At 70.0% G+C, this 18,573-nt stretch carries 14 protein-coding genes; 12 read left to right on the top strand and 2 right to left on the bottom strand.

What is annotated here, in order from left to right; all coding sequences use genetic code 11:
• The first annotated feature begins 7 nt into the window (after positions 1-7).
• The 12 genes from ftsA to E3U25_RS09265 all read left to right on the top strand — a co-directional run bounded on the left by ftsA (position 8) and on the right by E3U25_RS09265 (position 15,960).
• Complete coding sequence (gene ftsA, locus E3U25_RS09315) at positions 8-1,342, top strand: cell division protein FtsA (RefSeq protein WP_036754976.1); 1,335 nt, start codon at positions 8-10, stop codon at positions 1,340-1,342.
• Positions 1,343-1,562: 220 nt separating this feature from the next.
• Entirely contained in the window at positions 1,563-3,179 is a 1,617-nt protein-coding gene (ftsZ, locus tag E3U25_RS09310; protein ID WP_036754979.1) for a cell division protein FtsZ, read from the top strand.
• Positions 3,139-3,348, top strand: coding sequence for a hemopexin repeat-containing protein (locus tag E3U25_RS25045; RefSeq protein ID WP_114537555.1), 210 nt, complete (start codon positions 3,139-3,141; stop codon positions 3,346-3,348). The genes ftsZ and E3U25_RS25045 overlap by 41 nt, the downstream gene beginning before the upstream one ends.
• 66 nt (positions 3,349-3,414) lie before the next feature.
• Entirely contained in the window at positions 3,415-4,353 is a 939-nt protein-coding gene (lpxC, locus tag E3U25_RS09305) for a UDP-3-O-acyl-N-acetylglucosamine deacetylase (protein ID WP_116220564.1), read from the top strand.
• A 128-nt stretch (positions 4,354-4,481) separates the two neighbouring features.
• On the top strand, positions 4,482-5,324 hold the full coding sequence (locus E3U25_RS09300; RefSeq protein ID WP_036754985.1) for an outer membrane protein assembly factor BamD: 843 nt from the start codon (positions 4,482-4,484) through the stop codon (positions 5,322-5,324).
• Positions 5,325-5,331: 7 nt separating this feature from the next.
• Entirely contained in the window at positions 5,332-6,975 is a 1,644-nt protein-coding gene (gene recN, locus E3U25_RS09295) for a DNA repair protein RecN (protein ID WP_036754988.1), read from the top strand.
• 236 nt (positions 6,976-7,211) lie between these two features.
• Positions 7,212-7,712 carry a sigma-70 family RNA polymerase sigma factor gene (locus tag E3U25_RS09290; RefSeq protein WP_116220565.1) on the top strand — a complete coding sequence of 167 codons (501 nt, stop codon included), beginning with the start codon at positions 7,212-7,214 and terminating at the stop codon, positions 7,710-7,712.
• A 1-nt stretch (position 7,713) separates the two neighbouring features.
• Positions 7,714-8,670, top strand: a complete 957-nt coding sequence (locus E3U25_RS09285) for a FecR domain-containing protein (protein ID WP_116220566.1) — start codon at positions 7,714-7,716, stop codon at positions 8,668-8,670.
• Positions 8,671-8,804: 134 nt separating this feature from the next.
• Positions 8,805-11,336 (top strand): TonB-dependent siderophore receptor, encoded by a 2,532-nt coding sequence (locus E3U25_RS09280; RefSeq protein ID WP_116220567.1) that lies wholly within the window; start codon positions 8,805-8,807, stop codon positions 11,334-11,336.
• Positions 11,337-11,595: 259 nt separating this feature from the next.
• Positions 11,596-12,777 carry an efflux RND transporter periplasmic adaptor subunit gene (locus E3U25_RS09275; RefSeq protein ID WP_244294848.1) on the top strand — a complete coding sequence of 394 codons (1,182 nt, stop codon included), beginning with the start codon at positions 11,596-11,598 and terminating at the stop codon, positions 12,775-12,777.
• Positions 12,774-14,717 (top strand): ABC transporter permease, encoded by a 1,944-nt coding sequence (locus E3U25_RS09270; protein WP_116220569.1) that lies wholly within the window; start codon positions 12,774-12,776, stop codon positions 14,715-14,717. Before E3U25_RS09275 ends, E3U25_RS09270 begins: the two co-directional genes overlap by 4 nt.
• Before the next feature lie 79 nt (positions 14,718-14,796).
• Positions 14,797-15,960 carry a YncE family protein gene (locus tag E3U25_RS09265; RefSeq protein WP_116221652.1) on the top strand — a complete coding sequence of 388 codons (1,164 nt, stop codon included), beginning with the start codon at positions 14,797-14,799 and terminating at the stop codon, positions 15,958-15,960.
• Between the two features lie 467 nt (positions 15,961-16,427).
• Here E3U25_RS09265 and E3U25_RS09260 read toward each other — a convergent pair whose 3' ends face one another.
• Together E3U25_RS09260 and E3U25_RS09255 are read right to left on the bottom strand one after the other, a co-directional pair.
• A complete protein-coding gene (locus E3U25_RS09260) occupies positions 16,428-17,744 on the bottom strand; it encodes a homoserine dehydrogenase (RefSeq protein WP_036756311.1) in 1,317 nt (438 codons plus the stop codon).
• Between the two features lie 79 nt (positions 17,745-17,823).
• Positions 17,824-18,357: a hypothetical protein gene (locus tag E3U25_RS09255; protein ID WP_116220570.1), complete on the bottom strand. Its 534-nt coding sequence runs from the start codon at positions 18,355-18,357 to the stop codon at positions 17,824-17,826.
• Between the last annotated feature and the right edge of the window lie 216 nt (positions 18,358-18,573).

Genomic DNA, 18,573 nt, shown 5'->3' with positions numbered 1-18,573 from the left:
AGGTGAGATGAAGGATCTGTATCAGGGCCAGCGGGCCATGCGGAACATGCGCCGCCAGGCCATGCAGCGCGGCGTCATCGCGGTTCTGGACATCGGAACCTCGAAGATCGCCTGCCTGGTGCTGCAATTCGACGGCCCGAGCCAGTTCCGCGAGACGGACGGCGTCGGCCCCATGGCCGGCCAGTCGAATTTCCGCGTCATCGGCACCGCCACCACCCGCTCGCGCGGGATGCGCTATGGCGAGATCGAGACCATGGCCGAGACCGAGCGCGCCATCCGCACCGTGATCCAGTCGGCGCAGAAGGTGGCGGGCGTGCGCGTCGACCACGTCATCGCCTGCATCTCGGGCGCGCGCCCGGCCAGCTATGGCCTGGCGGGCGAGATCGTGCTGCCCGCCGGCAAGGTGGGCGAGGGCGACGTGGCCCGCGTGCTGGCCGCCTGCGAGGTGCCCGATTTCGGCCGCGGCCGCGAGGTGCTGCACGCCCAGCCGGTGAACTTTGCCCTCGATGGCCGCTCGGGGCTGTCGGACCCGCGCGACCAGTCGGGCGGCCGGCTGGCCTGCGACATGCATGTGCTGACCATCGACGGCGATGCGGCCAGCAACCTGGTGCATTGCATCCGGCGCTGCGACATGGAACTGGCAGGCGTGGCCTCGGCCTCATACGCCTCGGGGCTTGCGGCGCTGGTCGAGGACGAGCAGGAGCTGGGCGCCGCCTGCATCGACCTGGGCGGCGGCACGACGGGCGTTTCGGTCTTCATCAAGAAGCACATGATCTTTGCCGATGCCGTCCGCTTCGGCGGCGAGCTGATCACCCAGGACATCGCCAAGGGGCTGCGCGTCAGCCATGCCGTGGCCGAGCGGCTCAAGACCCTGCACGGCGGGCTCGAGGCCACCGGCCGCGACGACCGCGAGATGATTGAGCTGGGCGGCGAGACCGGCGACTGGGACACCGACCGCCGCAGCGTCAGCCGCGCCGACCTGATCGGCATCATGCGCCCGCGGGTCGAGGAGATCCTGGAAAAGGTGGGCGAGATCCTGGATGCGGCGGGCTTCGACTATATGCCCTCGCGCCAGATCGTTCTGACCGGCGGCGGCAGCCAGATTCCGGGGCTCGATGCGCTGGCCTCGCGCATGCTGGGGCAGAACGTGCGCATCGGCCGGCCGCTGCGCATCCAGGGCCTGCCGCATAATGCGACCGCGCCGGGCTTTTCCTCGGCCATCGGATTGGCGCTGCTGACGGCGCATCCGCAGGACGAATGGTGGGACTTCGACATGCCCGCCGAACACTATCCGGCGCGCAGTCTGCGCCGGGCCTATCGCTGGTTCCGCAACAACTGGTAGGGGCGCGGAACCCGGATGCGGTGGTGTGGGCCGGCGCCTCCACCACATGCAGCAGAATGGGCAAGATGCCGCCGAAAACCCCAGCATCCACCGCGATATTTGGTGTGCGGGGTGTGTTTTTCGGGTGACGCTCGGCGCGAATCTGGCTAGGCTGGCCGGTATACGGGGATTCGACCGGACTGCGCACATGTCCGGCGCAACAGATGAAGGCAGGCGAGACATGGAACGGCAGATTCACCTGATGCTGAATGATGACCAGGAACTGAAGCCGCGCATTACCGTCTTCGGCGTCGGTGGTGCGGGTGGCAATGCGGTCAACAACATGATCGACAAGCAGCTGGAGGGGGTCGAGTTCGTCGTGGCGAACACCGACGCCCAGGCGCTGCAATCCTCCAAGGCGGAAAGCCGCATCCAGATCGGCCCGAAAGTGACCGAGGGGCTGGGCGCCGGCGCCAAGCCCTCGATCGGCGCCAAGGCCGCCGAAGAGACGATCGAGGACATCGTCGATCATCTGATGGGCGCGCATATGTGCTTCATCACCGCCGGCATGGGCGGCGGCACCGGCACCGGCGCCGCCCCGATCATCGCCCAGGCCGCGCGCGAGATGGGCATCCTGACCGTCGGCGTCGTGACCAAGCCCTTCCAGTTCGAGGGCACCAAGCGCATGCGCCAGGCCGAGGAAGGCGTCGAGGCGCTGCAGAAGGTCGTCGACACGCTGATCATCATCCCCAACCAGAACCTGTTCCGGCTGGCCAACGAAAAGACCACCTTCACCGAAGCCTTCGCCATGGCCGACGACGTGCTTTACCAGGGCGTCAAGGGCGTGACCGACCTGATGGTGCGGCCGGGCCTGATCAACCTGGACTTCGCCGACGTGCGTGCGGTGATGGACGAGATGGGCAAGGCGATGATGGGCACCGGCGAGGCCTCGGGCGAGAACCGCGCCGTGCAGGCGGCCGAAAAGGCCATCGCCAACCCGCTCCTGGACGAAATCAGCCTGAACGGCGCCAAGGGCGTGCTGATCAACATCACCGGGGGCTACGACCTGACGCTCTTCGAGATGGACGAGGCGGCCGAGAAGATCCGCGAGAAGGTCGATGCGGATGCGAACATCATCGTCGGCTCGACGCTGGACCCGTCGATGGAGGGCTCGATCCGCGTCTCGGTCGTCGCGACCGGCATCGACGCTTCGGCGGCCGAGGTTCCGGTGCCGCGCCGCGGCATGAAGGAGCCGCTGACCCAGAACCCCGTCGTGGCGCAGAAGCCGGCCGAGGAAGAGCTGCCGGTTCCGCCGCGCCGCACCGCGCCCCTGGCCGAGCCCGCCCCGGCGGCGCGCGTCCAGCCCTCGGCCCCGGCTGCGCGCTATGACGAGGAAGACATGCCGCGCCCGGCCTACCAGCCCGAGCTGCGCCAGCCCGCCGCGCCCAGCGACGCGCTGAACGGCGATGCGGGCGGCTTCGTCGCGCCGACCCGGCCGCAGGCCCCGGCCGGCACGCCCTCGGACGCGGTGATGCAGCGCTTGGCCGCCGCCGTCCAGAAGGCGCCCGAGCGCCAGGCCGCGGCCCAGAACCGCGCCGCCCAGCAGCAGCCGCAGCCGGCCGAGCAGGGCCGCGCCCAGGGCCGCATGGGCGGGCTGAGCCGGATGCTGGAGCGCATCTCGGGCCATGGCGAGCAGGCCGACAAGCCCGCGCCCTCGACCATCGCCGAGCGCGTGAACGAGCGTGTCGCGGCCCGCAACCGCGGCGGTTTCGACGCCGGTTTCGACGATCTGGCCAGCCCCGACCGGGCCGGCGACAATGTCGAGATCCCCGCTTTCCTGCGCCGCCAGGCGAATTGAGCCGATCACAAAATTCCGGCGACGATTTCGTGAAGGACCGCTTCGGCGGTCCTTTTTCTTTGCTGGATCAAGGTATTGGCGGTTCCGGCCGGGGGCGGTGCGCAAGCCGGGGCCGATTGTTTCACCCCGTTACAAAAGGTTATTTGAGCAATCGGCGGGGGATGCCTAACTGATCCTTGCGCCGCGGATTTCTTGCCGTGGCACGCTCAGTTCACAAGAATCGGCAGGCAAGACCATGCAGACCACCATCGCTCAGAAAGCCCAGTTCCGCGGCGTCGGACTGCATTCGGGTGCGGCCGTGCGGCTGGCGATCCTGCCGGCGCCGGCGGATCATGGCATCGTCTTCGTGCGCACCGACCTGGACCGCGCCCGGATTCCGGCGCGCTGGGACCATGTCACGCCCTCGCAGCTTTGCACCCTGCTGGACAACGGCCGCGGCGCCACCGTCTCGACGGTCGAGCATGTGATGGCTGCGCTGTCGGGCACCGGCATCAACAATGCCGTGGTCGAGGTGAACGGGCCGGAAGTGCCGATTCTCGACGGCTCCGCCGCTCCCTTCGTGCAGGGCATCCTGGAAGCCGGGCTGCGCCAGCAGGCGGCGCCCCTGCGCGCGATCCGCATCCTGCGCGAGGTCGAGGTGCGGCAGGGCGAGGCTTTCGCCCGCCTCTCGCCCGCCGACCACCTGGAGATCCATTTCGACATCGACTTCGTGGACGCGGCGATCGGCCGTCAGGAAAAGCGCCTCGACATGGCCAACGGCAGCTTCGTGCATGAGCTGATGGACAGCCGCACCTTCTGCCGCCAGGCCGACGTGGTGCAGATGCAGAAGAACGGCCTGGCGCTTGGCGGCACCTACCTGAACGCGGTGGTCGTGGACGGCGACCGGGTGCTGTCGCCGGGCGGCCTGCGCCACCGCGACGAGGCCGTGCGCCACAAGATGCTGGACGCGGTGGGCGACCTTGCGCTGGCCGGGGCACCGCTGCTGGCGCGCTATACCGGCCACCGCGCCGGCCACGCCATGACCAACAAGCTGCTGCGCGCGCTTTTCGCCCAGCCCGATGCCTGGGAATGGGTCACGCTGACCCCGGCGATGGAAAGCCGCCAGCCCGGCGCCGGGGTGATCGCCTCGGCTGCGCGCCTCGCTTCCCGCACCCGTCAGCTGGCCGTCGCCTGAAGGTGGCGGCCCTGCGCCGTTTTTGCCGTTTTGGCATTTTGCGCAGCCCGATTTTCTGTGCTAGGACGGCCGGGCCGCGCGGGCCTTCCGCCCATGCGGCGGCGTGAATTTCTGACGGGCGGTATGGAATGACAGGCATCAGATCGGGTTCCTTGGTCGCGGCTGTGCTGTCGTTGGGCCTGCTGGCGGGCTGTTCGGGCGGTGCGGGGAACAAGCCCGAATCATTCGAGAATTTTACCGCCGAACAGATCTATAAGCGCGGCGAATACGAGCTTGAGAACTCGCGCAGGCCCAAGGACGCGGTGCAGTATTTCTCCGAGGTCGAGCGGCTTTACCCCTATTCCGAATGGGCCAAGCGCGCGCTGATCATGCAGGCCTATGCCTATCACCGCGCCCGCGACTACGAAGAGGCGCGGGGCGCCGCGCAGCGCTTCATCGACACCTATCCGGGCGATGCGGACGCGGCCTATGCGAAATACCTGCTGGCGCTCAGCTATTACGACCAGATCGACGAGGTCGGGCGCGACCAGGGCCTGACCTTCCAGGCGCTCCAGGCGCTGCGCGAGGTGATCGAGCAATATCCCGACACCGAATACGCCCGCTCGGCCATCCTGAAATTCGACCTGGCCTTCGACCATCTCGCCGCCAAGGAGATGGAGATCGGCCGCTACTACCTCAAGCGCGGCCATTACACCGCGGCGATCAACCGCTTCCGCGTCGTGGTCGAGGAGTTCCAGACCACCTCCCATACCCCCGAGGCGCTGATGCGCCTGGTCGAGGCCTATCTGGCGCTTGGCCTGAACGACGAGGCGCAGACGGCGGGCGCGATCCTGGGCCACAACTTCCAGTCCTCGCCCTTCTATCAGGATGCCCATGCGCAACTGCGCGGCCGCGGCCTGCAGGCCGAAGCGCGCGGCGACAGCTGGCTGACGCGGGTCTATCGCCAGGTCATCCAGGGCAAGTGGCTGTAAGCGGGCGATGCTGCGGCATCTCGACATCCGCGACATGTTGCTGATCGACCGGCTGGAACTGGAGTTCCGGCCGGGCCTCAACGTGCTGACCGGCGAGACCGGGGCGGGCAAGTCGATCCTGCTCGACTGCCTGGGCTTCGTGCTGGGCTGGCGCGGCCGCGCCGACCTGGTGCGCGCCGGCGCCAGCCAGGGCGAGGTAACGGCGGTCTTCGACCTGCCGCCCGGCCATCCCGCCCGCACCCTGCTGGACGAGGCGGGCTTTCCGGTCTCGGACGAGCTGATCATCCGCCGGGTGAATGCGCTGGACGGGCGCAAGACCGGCTGGATCAACGACCGCCGCGCCTCGGGCGAGGTGCTGCGCACGCTTTCGGAACTGCTGGTCGAGCTGCATGGCCAGCATGACGACCGCGGCCTCTTGAACCCGCGCGGCCACCGGCTGCTGCTGGATGCCTTTGCCGGGGTGGACCTGGGGCCGGTCCGTGCTGCCTGGGCCGCCCGGCGCGAGGCGCGCGCGGCGCTGGAACGGGCCGAGGCGGCGCTGGCCGCGGCGAAGGGCGAAGAGGATTTCCTGCGTCATGCCGTGGCCGAACTCGACAAGCTCGACCCGCAGCCGGGCGAGGAGGCGGAACTGGACACCCGCCGCCGCGCCATGCAGGGTGCCGAACGCATCCGCGAGGACGTGGCGCGGGCCTTGCAGGCGCTGGGGCCGCAAGGGGCCGAGGGCGCGATGCTGGATGCCGCGCGCTGGCTCGACGGTGCCGCCGAGCGGGCCGAGGGCCGGCTGGAGGCGCCCGCCGCCGCGCTGCAGCGGGCGCTGATCGAACTGGGCGAGGCGGCCTCGGGCGTCGAGGCGGCGCTGGAGGCGATGGATTTCGACCCGCGCGACCTCGAGACGACCGAGGAACGGCTGTTCGCGCTGCGCGCGCTTGCGCGCAAGCATGAGGTGCTGGCCGACGACCTGGCGGGGCTGGCCGACACGCTGCGGGAACGGCTGGGCCGGATCGACGCGGGCGAGGGGGATCTGGCGCGCCTGCGCGAGGCCGTGGCGGCGGCCGACGCCGCCTATGGCGCGGCGGCGGCGGGGCTGAGCGACCGGCGCGCCACGGCCGCCAAGCGGCTCGATGCCGCGATGGCGGCCGAACTCGCGCCGCTGAAGATGGAGCGCGCGGTCTTCGAAACCCGGCTTGCCGAGGCCGAGCCGGGCCCCGAGGGCCGCGACGCCGTGGCCTTCACCGTCGCCACCAATCCGGGCGCCCCGGCCGGGCCGCTGGACCGCATCGCCTCGGGCGGCGAGCTGTCGCGCTTCCTGCTGGCGCTCAAGGTCTGCCTGGCGCGCGGCAACGACGCGCTGGTGCTGATCTTCGACGAAATCGACCGCGGCGTCGGCGGCGCCACCGCCGATGCGGTCGGCCGGCGCCTGGCGCGGCTGGCCGAGGGCGCGCAGGTGCTGGTCGTCACCCACAGCCCGCAGGTCGCGGCGCTTGGCGGGCATCACTTCCGGGTTGCGAAATCGGTCGAGGGCGGCATGACCACCTCGAACGTCGCCGCGCTGACCGCCAGCCAGCGCATCGAGGAAATCGCCCGCATGCTCGCCGGCGAAGAGATCACCCCCGCCGCCAAGGCGGCCGCGCGCGCGCTGCTCGAACCCTAGGCCCGGCCCTGGACGCGGCCGAATCGCGCCCCGCCGCCGCGGCGATGCGCGGTGGATCGCGCGGGCCCGCCCGGCGCTGCCATGCCGCGCATGCCGGCCGGTTGTGACATGAAATCGACAACCGGGCCGCGGCGGGCAAATTTTCGGTGCCGCCGGCAAGCCCAGGATGGAAATACCTTTGCAATCTAGTAAGGATTTCGGACCCGGACGCTTTCCGGGCAGATCAGCGGGGCAGGGTGTCGATCGGCGAAAATCCCAGATGCGAGTTCCATGCGCTTTACGCCGCTCATCACGGCTGGCTGCATGGCTGGCTGCGCGGCAAGCTGGGCGACAGCGGCGATGCGGCGGATCTGGCCCATGACACATTCCTGCGGCTGCTGGCCTCGCGGCGCTTGCAGCTCGGCGACCGGCCCCGCGCGCTTCTGACCCATATCGCCAAGGGCCTGCTGGCCGATCACTGGCGGCGCCGGCGCGTCGAAAGGGCCTATCAGCAGGCCATCGCCCATCTGCCCGCCCCTGCGGTTCCGCCCGCCGAAGAGCAGATGCTGGTCATCGAGGCCCTGATGCGGATCGACGCCATGCTGGCGCGGCTGCCGGCCTTTACCCGCGAGGTCTTTTTGCTGGCCCAGCTGGACGGGCTGACCCTGCAGCAGATCGCCCAGCGGGTGCAGGCGCCGGTCATCACCGTCCGGCGGCATGTCCGCAAGGCGCTGCTGGCCTGCATGGAGGCGGCCTGACATGGCGCAGCCTTGCGGGGACGCCTTGCTGGAGGAAGCCGCCGACTGGGCCATGGCCATGCGCTACGGCGCCCCCGGTGAGCTCGACCGCGCCGCCTTCGACCGCTGGCTGGCCCAGGGCCCGCAGCATGCCGCGGCCTGGGCGCGGGCGCAGGCGGTGTTCCAGACCTTCGACCGGCTGCCGCGCGGGCTGGGCCAGGATGTCCTGCGCACCATCGAACCGCAGCCCGACCGGCGCCGGGCGCTTGGCCTGCTGGGCGGCCTGCTGCTCGTCCCGCCGGCCGGGGCCTTGGTCTGGCAGCAGCCCTGGCGGAAATGGCGCGCCGACGTGGCCACGGCGGTGGGCGAGCGCAAGGCGCTGGACCTGCCCGACGCCTCGGAACTGGTGCTGAACACCGACAGCGCGGCGGACATCACCTTTACCGCCGCCGAGCGGCGCATCCACCTGCACAGCGGCGAGATCCTGGTCACGACCCATGCCGATCCCGCGCCGGCCCTGCGTCCGCTGCTGGTCGCCACGGCCTTTGGCGAGATCCGGGCGCTGGGAACCCGTTTCAGCGTGCGGCACCTGGAAAACGACCTGGCGCGGGTCTCGGTCTTTCGCCATGCGGTCGAGATCCGGCCGCTGGATGCCCCGCCCCATGTCCTGCGCCAGGGCGAGCAGGCGGATTTCGGCCGCGGCGGCGTCAGGCGGCCGGAGGCGGTGGATGACAGCGCGGCGATCTGGGAACAGGGCATGCTGCTGGCGCAGGACATGCGGCTGGGCGAGGTGATCGCCGAGATGGCGCGCTATCGCCATGGCGTGCTGCGCTGCGATCCCGCCGTGGCGGGGATACGGGTCTCGGGGGCGATCTCGCTGGCCGATACGGATCGCGGCCTCGACCTGCTGGCGCAGACCCTGCCGGTGCGCATCCAGCGCCGCACGCCCTGGTGGGTGGTGGTCGCGCCGCGCGCCTGAAAGGCCCGGCGCGGGAAATTTTTTGCCGCCAGGGTGATCACTTTTCGGATCTCGTCCGGTGAATGGGGAAAGGGAGCCAGCCAAGCAGGTATCAGCCCGCTGCCCTTCATCCATTCAAGACAGGACGAAGCAGCATGACTTATCTTACCTGCGCGCCGGTGGCGGTTGCCCGCGCCCTCGCGCTTTCGACCGGGCTATCGGCCCCGCGCGGCGCGGTGCGGGCGCTTCTGGTCGGCACCGCCCTGGGTGCCACGATCACCGCCCCGGCCCTTGCGCAGGCGCGCGACTATGCCATCGGCCCCGGCCGGCTCAGCGACGTGCTGGCGCGCTATGCGGCCGCCTCGGGGGTGCAGCTGGTCTATGAACCCTCGGCGCTGGCGGGGCTGCAAAGCGCCGGCATCCGCGGCAGCTACACGGTCGAGCAGGGCTTTTCCGTCCTGCTGTCCGGCAGCGGCTACCAGCTGCAGCAGGCGGGCCCGCGAAGCTATGTCCTGGTCCGGCCCGGCGCCGCGGCGCCAGCGGGGGCGGGCGATGGCGCGGTGGTCCTGGATACCGTCACCCTGCGCGGCGGCAGCGCCACGACCGAGGGCAGCGGCTCCTATGCCACGCCGTCCGCCAGCATCGCCCGCGGTGCCGAGTCGCTGAAGGAGGTGCCGCAATCGGTCACGGTCCTGACCAGCCAGGCGATCGAGGACCAGGGCCTGACCAACCTGAGCGATGCCTTGACCAAGGCGCCGGGCATTGTCGTGACCAGGGAATCCGGCAACCCCATCATCTATTCCCGCGGCTTCAAGGTCGACAACTACCAGATCGACTCGCTGGGCACCTCTTATATCTCGATCTATCGGCCGGATTTCGACCTTGTTACCTATGACCGGGTCGAGATCCTGCGCGGGGCCGAGGGCCTGTTTTCCGGCGCGGGTGAACCGGGCGGCACCGTCAACCTGGCGCGCAAGCGGCCGACCGGTCAGTTCCAATCCTCGGCCAGCGCCTCGGTCGGCAGCTGGAACAACCGCCGCATCGAGGCCGACGTCAGCGGCCCGCTGGGCCTGGGCGGCAAGCTGCGCGGCCGGCTGGTCGGTGCCTGGCAGGATCGCGATTTCTTCTATTCGCCCTCGGACGAGAAGAAGCGGGTGCTTTACGGCATCCTGGAATATGACTTGACGCCTTCGACCGTGGTCAGCGCGGGGATCAGCTATCAACGCAGCGTGGGCGCCAACTGGATGGGCGGCTTGCCGACCTATACCGACGGCACGCAGCTTGGCTTGCCGCGCGACGTCGCATTGACCGTGGACTGGGCCGAACGCGAGCGGACCATCCATGAGGTGTTTGCCACCGTCGAGCATCAATTCAACCCGGACTGGACGCTGAAATTCAGCGCCCAGCGGCAAAAATTCGACCTGAATTACCTGAACCTTTACGTGGGTGGTCCGGTCGACCCGGCGACGGGCGTCTTCGGGCAACCGTCGGCATCGGCCGAGGATGACGGCAACCGCTCCACGGGCGTGGATGTCAGCATCTCGGGCCGGTTCTCGGCATGGGGTCGCGAACACAAGCTGATCGCCGGCGCCGACTGGCGCAAGAGCCACGGCCTTCAGATGCGGCGCAATGTGGTGCCGAACCTGCTGCCCGGCATGCTGACCCTTGATAGTTTCCCCGATCTCGACCTGCCCAGACCCAGCGTCGGCGGGTTGAATCACGGCTGGCCGGCCTGGGGTGCCAAGCAGCAGGGCGTCTATGCCCGGCTCGAGATGGAGGCCACGGACAGGCTGCACGTCATCCTCGGCGGACGCTATGCCTCATACCGCTATTCCTCGACCTATGAGCTTTACGACGCGGACGGCAATATCACCGAGCGCGACGTGATCGGCTATAACGATACGGGCATCTTCACCCCTTATGCGGGGCTGGTCTATGATCTGACGCCGCATTGGACCGCCTATGCCAGCCTGACCGAGGTCTACAAACCGCAGGCGAGCTATTTCTCGGGTCCGACCGATAACGCCAAGCCGCTGGACCCGATCACCGGCCGCAACTACGAGATCGGCGCCAAGGGCGAGTTGCTGGACGGGGCGATGAACCTTTCCGCTGCGCTTTACCGCATCGAGCGCAAGGGCGAGGCGGTGCGGGATCCAAGCTATCCGGGCTTTTCCGAGGACGGCAATTCCTGCTGCTACCTGGCGAAGGGCAAGATCGTCAGCCAGGGCATCGACCTGGAGGTCTCGGGCGAGGTTGCGCCGGGCTGGCAGGTCTTTGCCGGCTACACCTACAACCACAACGAGGACAAGAGCGATGGCGCCGCCTATCACTCGCTGACCCCCCGCCACATGTTTAAGCTGTGGACCGACTACAACCTGCCGGGCGACTGGTCGAAATGGACCTTCGGCGGCGGGGTGACGGTGAAAAGCCGGCACGCGAACAGCGGCACCTATTGGTTGCGCGGCCCCGACGGCAACTGGACCCAGCCCGAGTTCGAGATCAGGCAGGGCGGCTATTCGGTCTGGGATGCGCATGTGCAATACCAGATCGACGAGCAATGGGCGCTGGCGCTGAACGTCAACAACGTCTTCGACAAGACCTATTACGCCACCATCGGCACCCCTGGCGGCGGCAATTGGTATGGCGAGCCCCGGAATGCCACGCTGACCCTGCGCGGCCGGTTCTGAGGCGTGCCGCAAGCCGTCGGCCGGGCTTTCCCCGGCCGATGCGCACCCGGCTTGGCCTGTTGCGCTTGGGCCGGGGCGGTCCTAAACAGCAGGGACGCCATGTGCAGGGCCGCCGGTCCCCCGACCGTCGCCATCGGACCCTCGCAAAGCCAGATCGCCGCGCCGCCTGCGGCGAAGGTTGCAGGCGTTCCTCATCACTTCCGACGCGATCCGGCCAGGTCGGATCTTCCTGTTTTCGGGCACCCAATGGACCCTGTGCATGAACGCGCTTCTACAGTCCGAGACTGACCTGCCGCTGCCCGCGCAAGCACCCGCCCGCCGCGGCCGCCGCGCCCTGCTGGCCGTGCTGGCGCTGGCCGCCCTAGCCGGCGCGGGGCTGTGGCATCTGCGCGGCGGGCCGCCCGCCGTCGCCTATGACACCGCGCCGGTCATGCGCCGCGACCTGGAAAACGCCGTGACCGCCTCGGGCCGGATCGAGCCCCATGCCCATGTCGATGTCGGCGCGCAGGTCTCGGGGCAGTTGCGCCGGCTGCATGTCGCCGCCGGCGACCGGGTCGAGGCCGGGCAGCTCTTGGCCGAGATCGACGCCGAGGTGCAGGCGGCGCAGGTCGAGGGCTTGCAGGCCGAACTGGCCCGCCTGGCCGCCGAGCGCAGCGAATTGCAGGCGCAGCTGGGCTTTGCCGAGCGCCAGGCCGGGCGGCATTCCTCGCTGGCCGGGCGCAGCAGCAGCCGGGTGACGCTGGAAGAGGCCGAGCGTGACCGCGACGTGCTGCGCGCCCGGATCGAGGCGCTGGACGCCACCATCCGCCGCAGCCGCGCCGGGTTGCGGGCCGAGGAGGCGACGCTGGCCCGCTCGCGCATCACCTCGCCCATGGCCGGCACCGTGGTCGCGGCGCTGGCACGCGAGGGGCAGACGCTGAACGCCAATTACGACACGCCGCTGATCCTGCGCATCGCCGACCTGGCCACCATGACGGTGCGCAGCGACGTCTCCGAGGCGGATGTGGTGCATCTGCGCCCCGGCATGCCGGTCTGGTTCACCACGCTCGGCTTTCCCGACCGCAAGCATCGCGCCACCCTGCGCCAGGTGCTGCCCGCGCCGCCGGTCAAGGAGGGCGAGGAGGCCAATTCCGTCGTCACCTATGTGGCGCTGTTCGACATCGCCAATCCGGGCGGCGCGCTGCTTTCGGGCATGACCGCGCAGGTCTTCTTCGTCACCGAAAGCGCGGCGGATGTGCTGGCCATCCCGGTCTCGGCGCTGGACGAGGACGGGGCCGTGCGCGTTCTCAGTGCGGCCGGCACGCCGGAAACCCGCCACCCCCGGACCGGGATGCGCACCCGCTCCCATGTCGAGATCACCTCGGGGCTGGAGGAAGGCGAGCTGGTGATCACCGGAGAACGCCCCACCGAGGGCGAGCCTTTGCTGAGGATCGCACCGTGACCGCCCCGGCGGATGACCCCCCGCTGATCCGCATCCGCGGGTTGCACCGGGTCTTCGGCGAGGGTGCGGCGCGCGCCCATGTGCTGCGCGGCATCGACCTCGACATCCGCGCGGGCGAGTTCGTGGCCATCGTCGGCACCTCGGGGTCCGGCAAGTCGACGCTGATGAACATCCTCGGCCTCCTGGACCGGCCGACGGCGGGCAGCTATCACCTGGCCGGGCAGGACGTGGCGCGGCTGTCGCGCGACGCGCAGGCGGGGCTGCGCAATCGCCTCTTCGGCTTCGTCTTCCAGCAATACAACCTGATCCCGACGCTGACGGCGCTGGAGAATGTCGCGCTGCCCGCCAGCCATGCCGGGGCCGCGCGCGAGGCGCGGCGGGCGCGGGCGGCGGCGCTGCTGGAAAGCCTCGGGCTGGGGCACCGGATGGGCGCGCGTCCCGCGCAGATGTCGGGCGGCCAGCAGCAGCGCGTGTCCATCGCGCGGGCGCTGATGAACGGCGGCGCGGTGATCCTGGCGGACGAGCCGACCGGCGCGCTCGACGCCGAAAGCGGCCGGCAGGTCATGCGGCTGCTCTCGGATCTTGCCGCCAAGGGCCATACGGTGATCCTGATCACCCATGACGCCGACATCGCCGCCCGCGCCGATCGGGTGATCCGCGTGGCCGAGGGGCGGATCGCCGGCGACAGCGGCTTTGCCCCGCCGGCCGAGCCCGCCCCGGCGTTGCCGCCGCCGGTCCACCGCCGCCCGGCGCTTCTCTCTACCCTGCGCGAGGCCGCCCGCGCGGCCTTTGCCGCCATCGCCGCCAGCCCGGTGCGCACCGCGCTGACGCTGTCGGGTATCGTCATCGGCGTGGCCTCGGTCGTCGCCATGCTGGCCATCGGTCGCGGCGCGCAGGAGGAATTCATCCGCCGCGCCTCGGCCATCGGCACCAACTGGGTCGTGGTCAGCTCGGACCAGGACACGCGCATGCCGCGCCGGCCGCTGACGCTTCAGGATGCGATGGCGCTGAAGGGCCTGCCCAATGTCGCGGGCGTGATGCCGGGGCGGTGGGAACAGGCGAGGGTCGCCGCGGGCGGGCTGTCCATCGACAGTGACATCCTGGGCACGGACCGCGATTTCCGCGGCGTGCATGGCTGGGACGTGGTGCGCGGCAGCTTCTTTTCCGAAACGGACGAGCGCGGCGGCAGCCCGGTGCTGCTTCTGGGCGCGACCGTGGCGCGGACGCTGTTTCCCGACACCCGCGATCCGACGGGCGAGTTCGTCATGGTCAACATGTCGCCCTTTCTGGTCGGCGGCGTGCTGGAGGCCAAGGGGCTGAGCCAGAACGGCAGCGACCGCGACAAGGTGGTGGCCATGCCGCTTGCCAGCCTGGAAAGCCGGGTCTACGGGCCGGGCGAGCTGTCGGTGATCGTGGTCGCATTGCAGGACATGGCGCGGCTTGAGGAAACCAACGCGCTGCTGCGCCGGGTGATGACCCAGCGCCACGGGGCCGAGGATTTCTGGCTGGCCGATGCGGCCGGGGCCTTTGCCGCGGCCGAGGCCGAGCGCGCCTCGCAGAACCTGCTGCTGGGCGCCATCGCGGCGATCTCGATCTTCGTCGGCGGCATCGGGGTGATGAACATCATGTTCATCACCGTGCGCGAACGCACGCGCGAGATCGGCATCCGCGCCGCCACCGGCGCCTCGATGCGCGACATCCTGGTGCAGTTCCTGACCGAGGCCACGGTGCTGTCGGCGCTTGGCGGCCTGGCCGGGCTGGCGCTGGCGGGCGGGATCGGCGCGGTCGCCGCCTCGGGCTTCGGCATGCCGGTGGTGTTTTCCGTCACCGTGGCGCTTGGCGCGCTGGCCGGCGCCACCGCCATGGGCGCCGCCTTCGGCCTCGTTCCCGCCATCCGCGCCGCCAGGCTAAGCCCCGTCGAGGCGCTGGCAAGCCAATGAGCTTCCCGCCAGCCGTCCTGCCGGACCGCCAGCCTTTCCCCGAACCGCCGCCCTTGCGGCCCCGAACAGGAGAATGACGATGAAACCGAAGACCCGGACCGCATGGCGCATGGCGCTGCCTGCGCTGATGGCGCTGGCGCTGGCCATGCCCGCCGCCGCGCAGGACGCGCCCGCCGAGCCCGAAGCCATGAGCATGGCCCAGTTCGCCCCCGCCGTGATCCGCACCGATTCCATCCCCGGCGCCTACGAGGCCGTGCATTGGGCCGAGGCCGGGCTGGTCTTCGTCGCCTCGGTGCCCAGCTTCGACAAGGGCACGCCGGGCTTCATCCATGTGCTGGACGCCAATGACCTGCACCCGATCCGGCAGATCCAGCTGCCGCGCCGGCCCTTCGCGCTGGCGCTGGACCGCAGCGCGGGGCGGCTTTACGCCGGCAATACGCTGGACGGCTCGCTGACCGTGATCGACGCGAAGGGCGGGCAGATCCTCGACACCATCCAGCTCGGCCAGCCCGAGGGCGAGGGCTTCGAGCATACCCGCATGATCGCGCTGGACGAGGAAAAGGGCCTCGCCTTCGTCACCAGCCCCGGCCAGAAGGGCGTGACCTGGATCGTGGACACCAAGGCGGGGGAACTCTTGCACCGGATCGAGGGCGGGCTCTGGACCGCCGGCGCCGCCTATGACGCGGCTGCCGGGCGCTTCTACGCCAGCGGCGGCGGCATCGAGGAGATCGCGGTGATCGACGCGGCCGGCGCGCGGGTCGGCGCGATCTCGACCGGCGACACCACCGAGGAAGGGGCCGAGGCCTCGCAGCATTTCCTCGTGAACCTGGCGATCGACGCCGAGGGCCAGCGCCTGTTTGCGGCCGATGCCAACCAGGGCGCGCTTTACGTCTTCGACATCGCCGGGGCCAAGGTGGCCAAGCAGGTTCCGGTCGGCTCCGGCATGCTGGACGTGGCCTATAACCCGGCGCGGTCCGAGATCTACGCCACCTGGCGCGGGGTCGAGCGCGAGAACAAGGCCGGCACCGGCGGCCTGGCAGTGATCGACGCGCAGGACTATGCGGTCAAGCAGCGCATCCCGCTGCCCAGCCATCCCAACAGCCTGGAGGTCAGCGAGGACGGCCGGACCCTGTTCGTGACGGTGAAGGCCCCGCATGACAAGGACCACCCGGACTATCGCGAGGGCGCGCTGGATTCGCTGCTGCGCATCGACCTGGAAAGGCTGGGCGAAGGGGGCGAATAAGCCTCGGCCCGCTGGCCGCTTCGCCAGGGCTTGGGATGGTTCCGACCACCGGTCCTCCCGGCGAAGCGGCCGGCCCGGATTTATCGTGGCGGGGCGGGCCTGATCCCGCCCCGGCTCGGCCGATCCAATGGGCCCGGATGGACCGGCGATCCGATCCGGCGCCGCCCTGGCCGAGGTTTTCGATCCCGGCGGGGGCGATGCTTCATGCGTCCTTGGCGGGGTTCCGACGACTGACTGCATTTCGCAGCCACGCGCAGGGCAAGCCCCGCCTCCGAGGGGATTGATCGCCAGGGGACGGCCGCCGGGGCGAACCTTCCGCCGTCTTCACCTTTTGCGCGTCGGGGCGGTGGTCCTGCGATCACCGGCCCGTTGCGGGCGGCAGGAGAAATCCCGGCCGCAAAGGCCACCGCGCTCCGGCTTCGATGCCTCCACCGCTCCTGTCGCCATGCAGCCGGCCGGCGGCGGCCTTAGACCTCTTCGATCCGCAGCTCGACCGGCTCGCCGGCGATGACGCCGGTGCGGGGCAGGGCCTCGATGGCATGGTCGATGGCCTCGGGCGTGGTCTTGTGGGTGACGATCAGCACCGGCGCCACCCCTTCGGTGCGGGAATGGCCGTATTGCCGCATGCGGTCGATCGAGATGCCCGCATCGCCCAGGACCGTCGCCACCTTGGCCAGCGCCCCCGGCTTGTCGGTCAGTTGCAGGCGGATGTAATAGGCGGCCGGCACCGCCGTGCGCGCCGGCTGCGGGCGGGCCAGCGTCGCCGCCGGCTGGCCGAAGCTTGGCATCCGCACGCCGCGCGCGATCTCGACCACGTCGGACATCACCGCGCTGGCGGTCGGGCCCTCGCCGGCCCCGGCGCCGCGCAGCACGATCTGGCCGACTGCATCGCCCTCGATCACCACCATGTTGGTGCCGCCCTGCAACTGCCCCAGCGGGCTGTCGGCGGGCACCAGGCAGGGCGACATGCGCTGTTCCAGCCCGCGCCCGGTCATCTGCGCCACGCCCAGAAGCTTGATGCGATAGCCCATGTCGGCGGCGCGGCGGATGTCGTCGATGCTGACCCGCTCGATGCCCTCGATCTCGACCGCGTCGAAGCTGGGCCGGGTGCCGAAGGCGATGGCCGACAGGATCGCCAGCTTGTGGCTGGCGTCGATGCCGCCGACGTCCAGCGTCGGATCGGCCTCCAGATAGCCCAGCTGCCGCGCCTCCTCGAAGACCTCCTCATAGGGCAGGCCGGCGCTTTCCATCCGGGTCAGGATATAGTTGCAGGTGCCGTTCATGACGCCCATGACGCGGCGGATCTCGTTGCCGGAAAGCGATTCGGTCATCGCCTTGATCACCGGGATGCCGCCCGCCACCGCGGCCTCGAAACGGATCACCCGGCCATTGGCCTCGGCCAGTTCCGCCAGCTCCTGGCCGTGGATCGCCAGCAGCGCCTTGTTGGCCGTCACCACGTCCTTGCCGGCGCGCAGCGCCGCTGTCACCGCCTCGCGGGCGATGCCCTCGTCGCCGCCGATCAGCTCGACGAAGACATCCACGTCCTCGCGCAGCGCGAGCGCACGGGCGTCCTCTTCCCAGCCATAGCCGGACAGGTCCAGGTCGCGGTTCTTGCGCCGGTCGCGGGCGCAGACGGCGGTGACGGTGATCGGCCGGCCGGCGCGCAGGGCCAGCAGGGCGGCGTGTTTCTGGATGATCTTGACGGTGCCGGTGCCGACCGTCCCGAGGCCAGCGATGCCGAGACGAAGCGGAGAGGCGTTTTGCCCCTGGTTCTGGGCGGACATATGAAACTCTTATCTATGGACGATGCGGTGTTAGCGGATGGCGCGGCACGTTGCAACGCGCATGGCTGCCGGCCGCGGCTCAGGCCTCGTCGTCGCCCGCCCAATAGCCCCGCACGCCGGTCGCCCGCATCACCCGCAGCACGCGGGTGCCGATCTCGACCGTGTCGGCGCGGATGACCTCCAGGTCGGCGATGCCCAGGGGCTGGCGCTGCACCTCGCCCTTGGTGTTGACGAAGGCGGGGTGCCAGCACGCCTTGTCCTCGGTTGGCCGCCACGAGGCATGGCACAGCAGGTTGCGCTGCAGGCGGATCTCGGCCAGCCGGTCGGTGATGCGGTTGCGGTCGCGCAGGCCGGGATAGCGGCGCATGGCGGCGTCGAGCTGCTCGATCAGCGTGCCCATGGAATCGTCGGCGATCGAGACCATGCGGGTCAGCCAGCTTTGCAGCTCTTCCTCGGTCAGGTCGTCGGCCAGCCGCGCGCGGTCCAGCGCATAGATGGTGCGCTTGATGATCTCCTCGAGCCAGCCGAAATTCGCCACGCATTGCCCCAGGGCTGCGGCGAAATCCGGCGGCAGGGTGTAATGCGTCTCGGGCGGCGCGCCTATCCTGGCCATGATGCACCGATAGGGGCGAGGGGAAGCAGGCCATGACCCAGGCCTACAGGCCGCGGCCCGCCGAATGCCGCCCGCCGGGGATCAAGCGGTGTGCGAGCGCGCAGCGGGACCGCATCGGGCGGCAAGCAGGCCGCGGCCCCTCGGGGCGCCTGCCTCCTGCGTCTCAAGAAAACGTCTCTCCGGCCGAATTTTCCGTTGCCTGCGATGCCGGTGATC

The organism is Paracoccus versutus (genome assembly GCF_029909795.1).
GTDB classification, from domain to species: domain Bacteria; phylum Pseudomonadota; class Alphaproteobacteria; order Rhodobacterales; family Rhodobacteraceae; genus Paracoccus; species Paracoccus versutus.
Note: the sequence above shows the minus strand (reverse complement) of the source record. Positions and strands in the feature narration are given on the sequence as shown.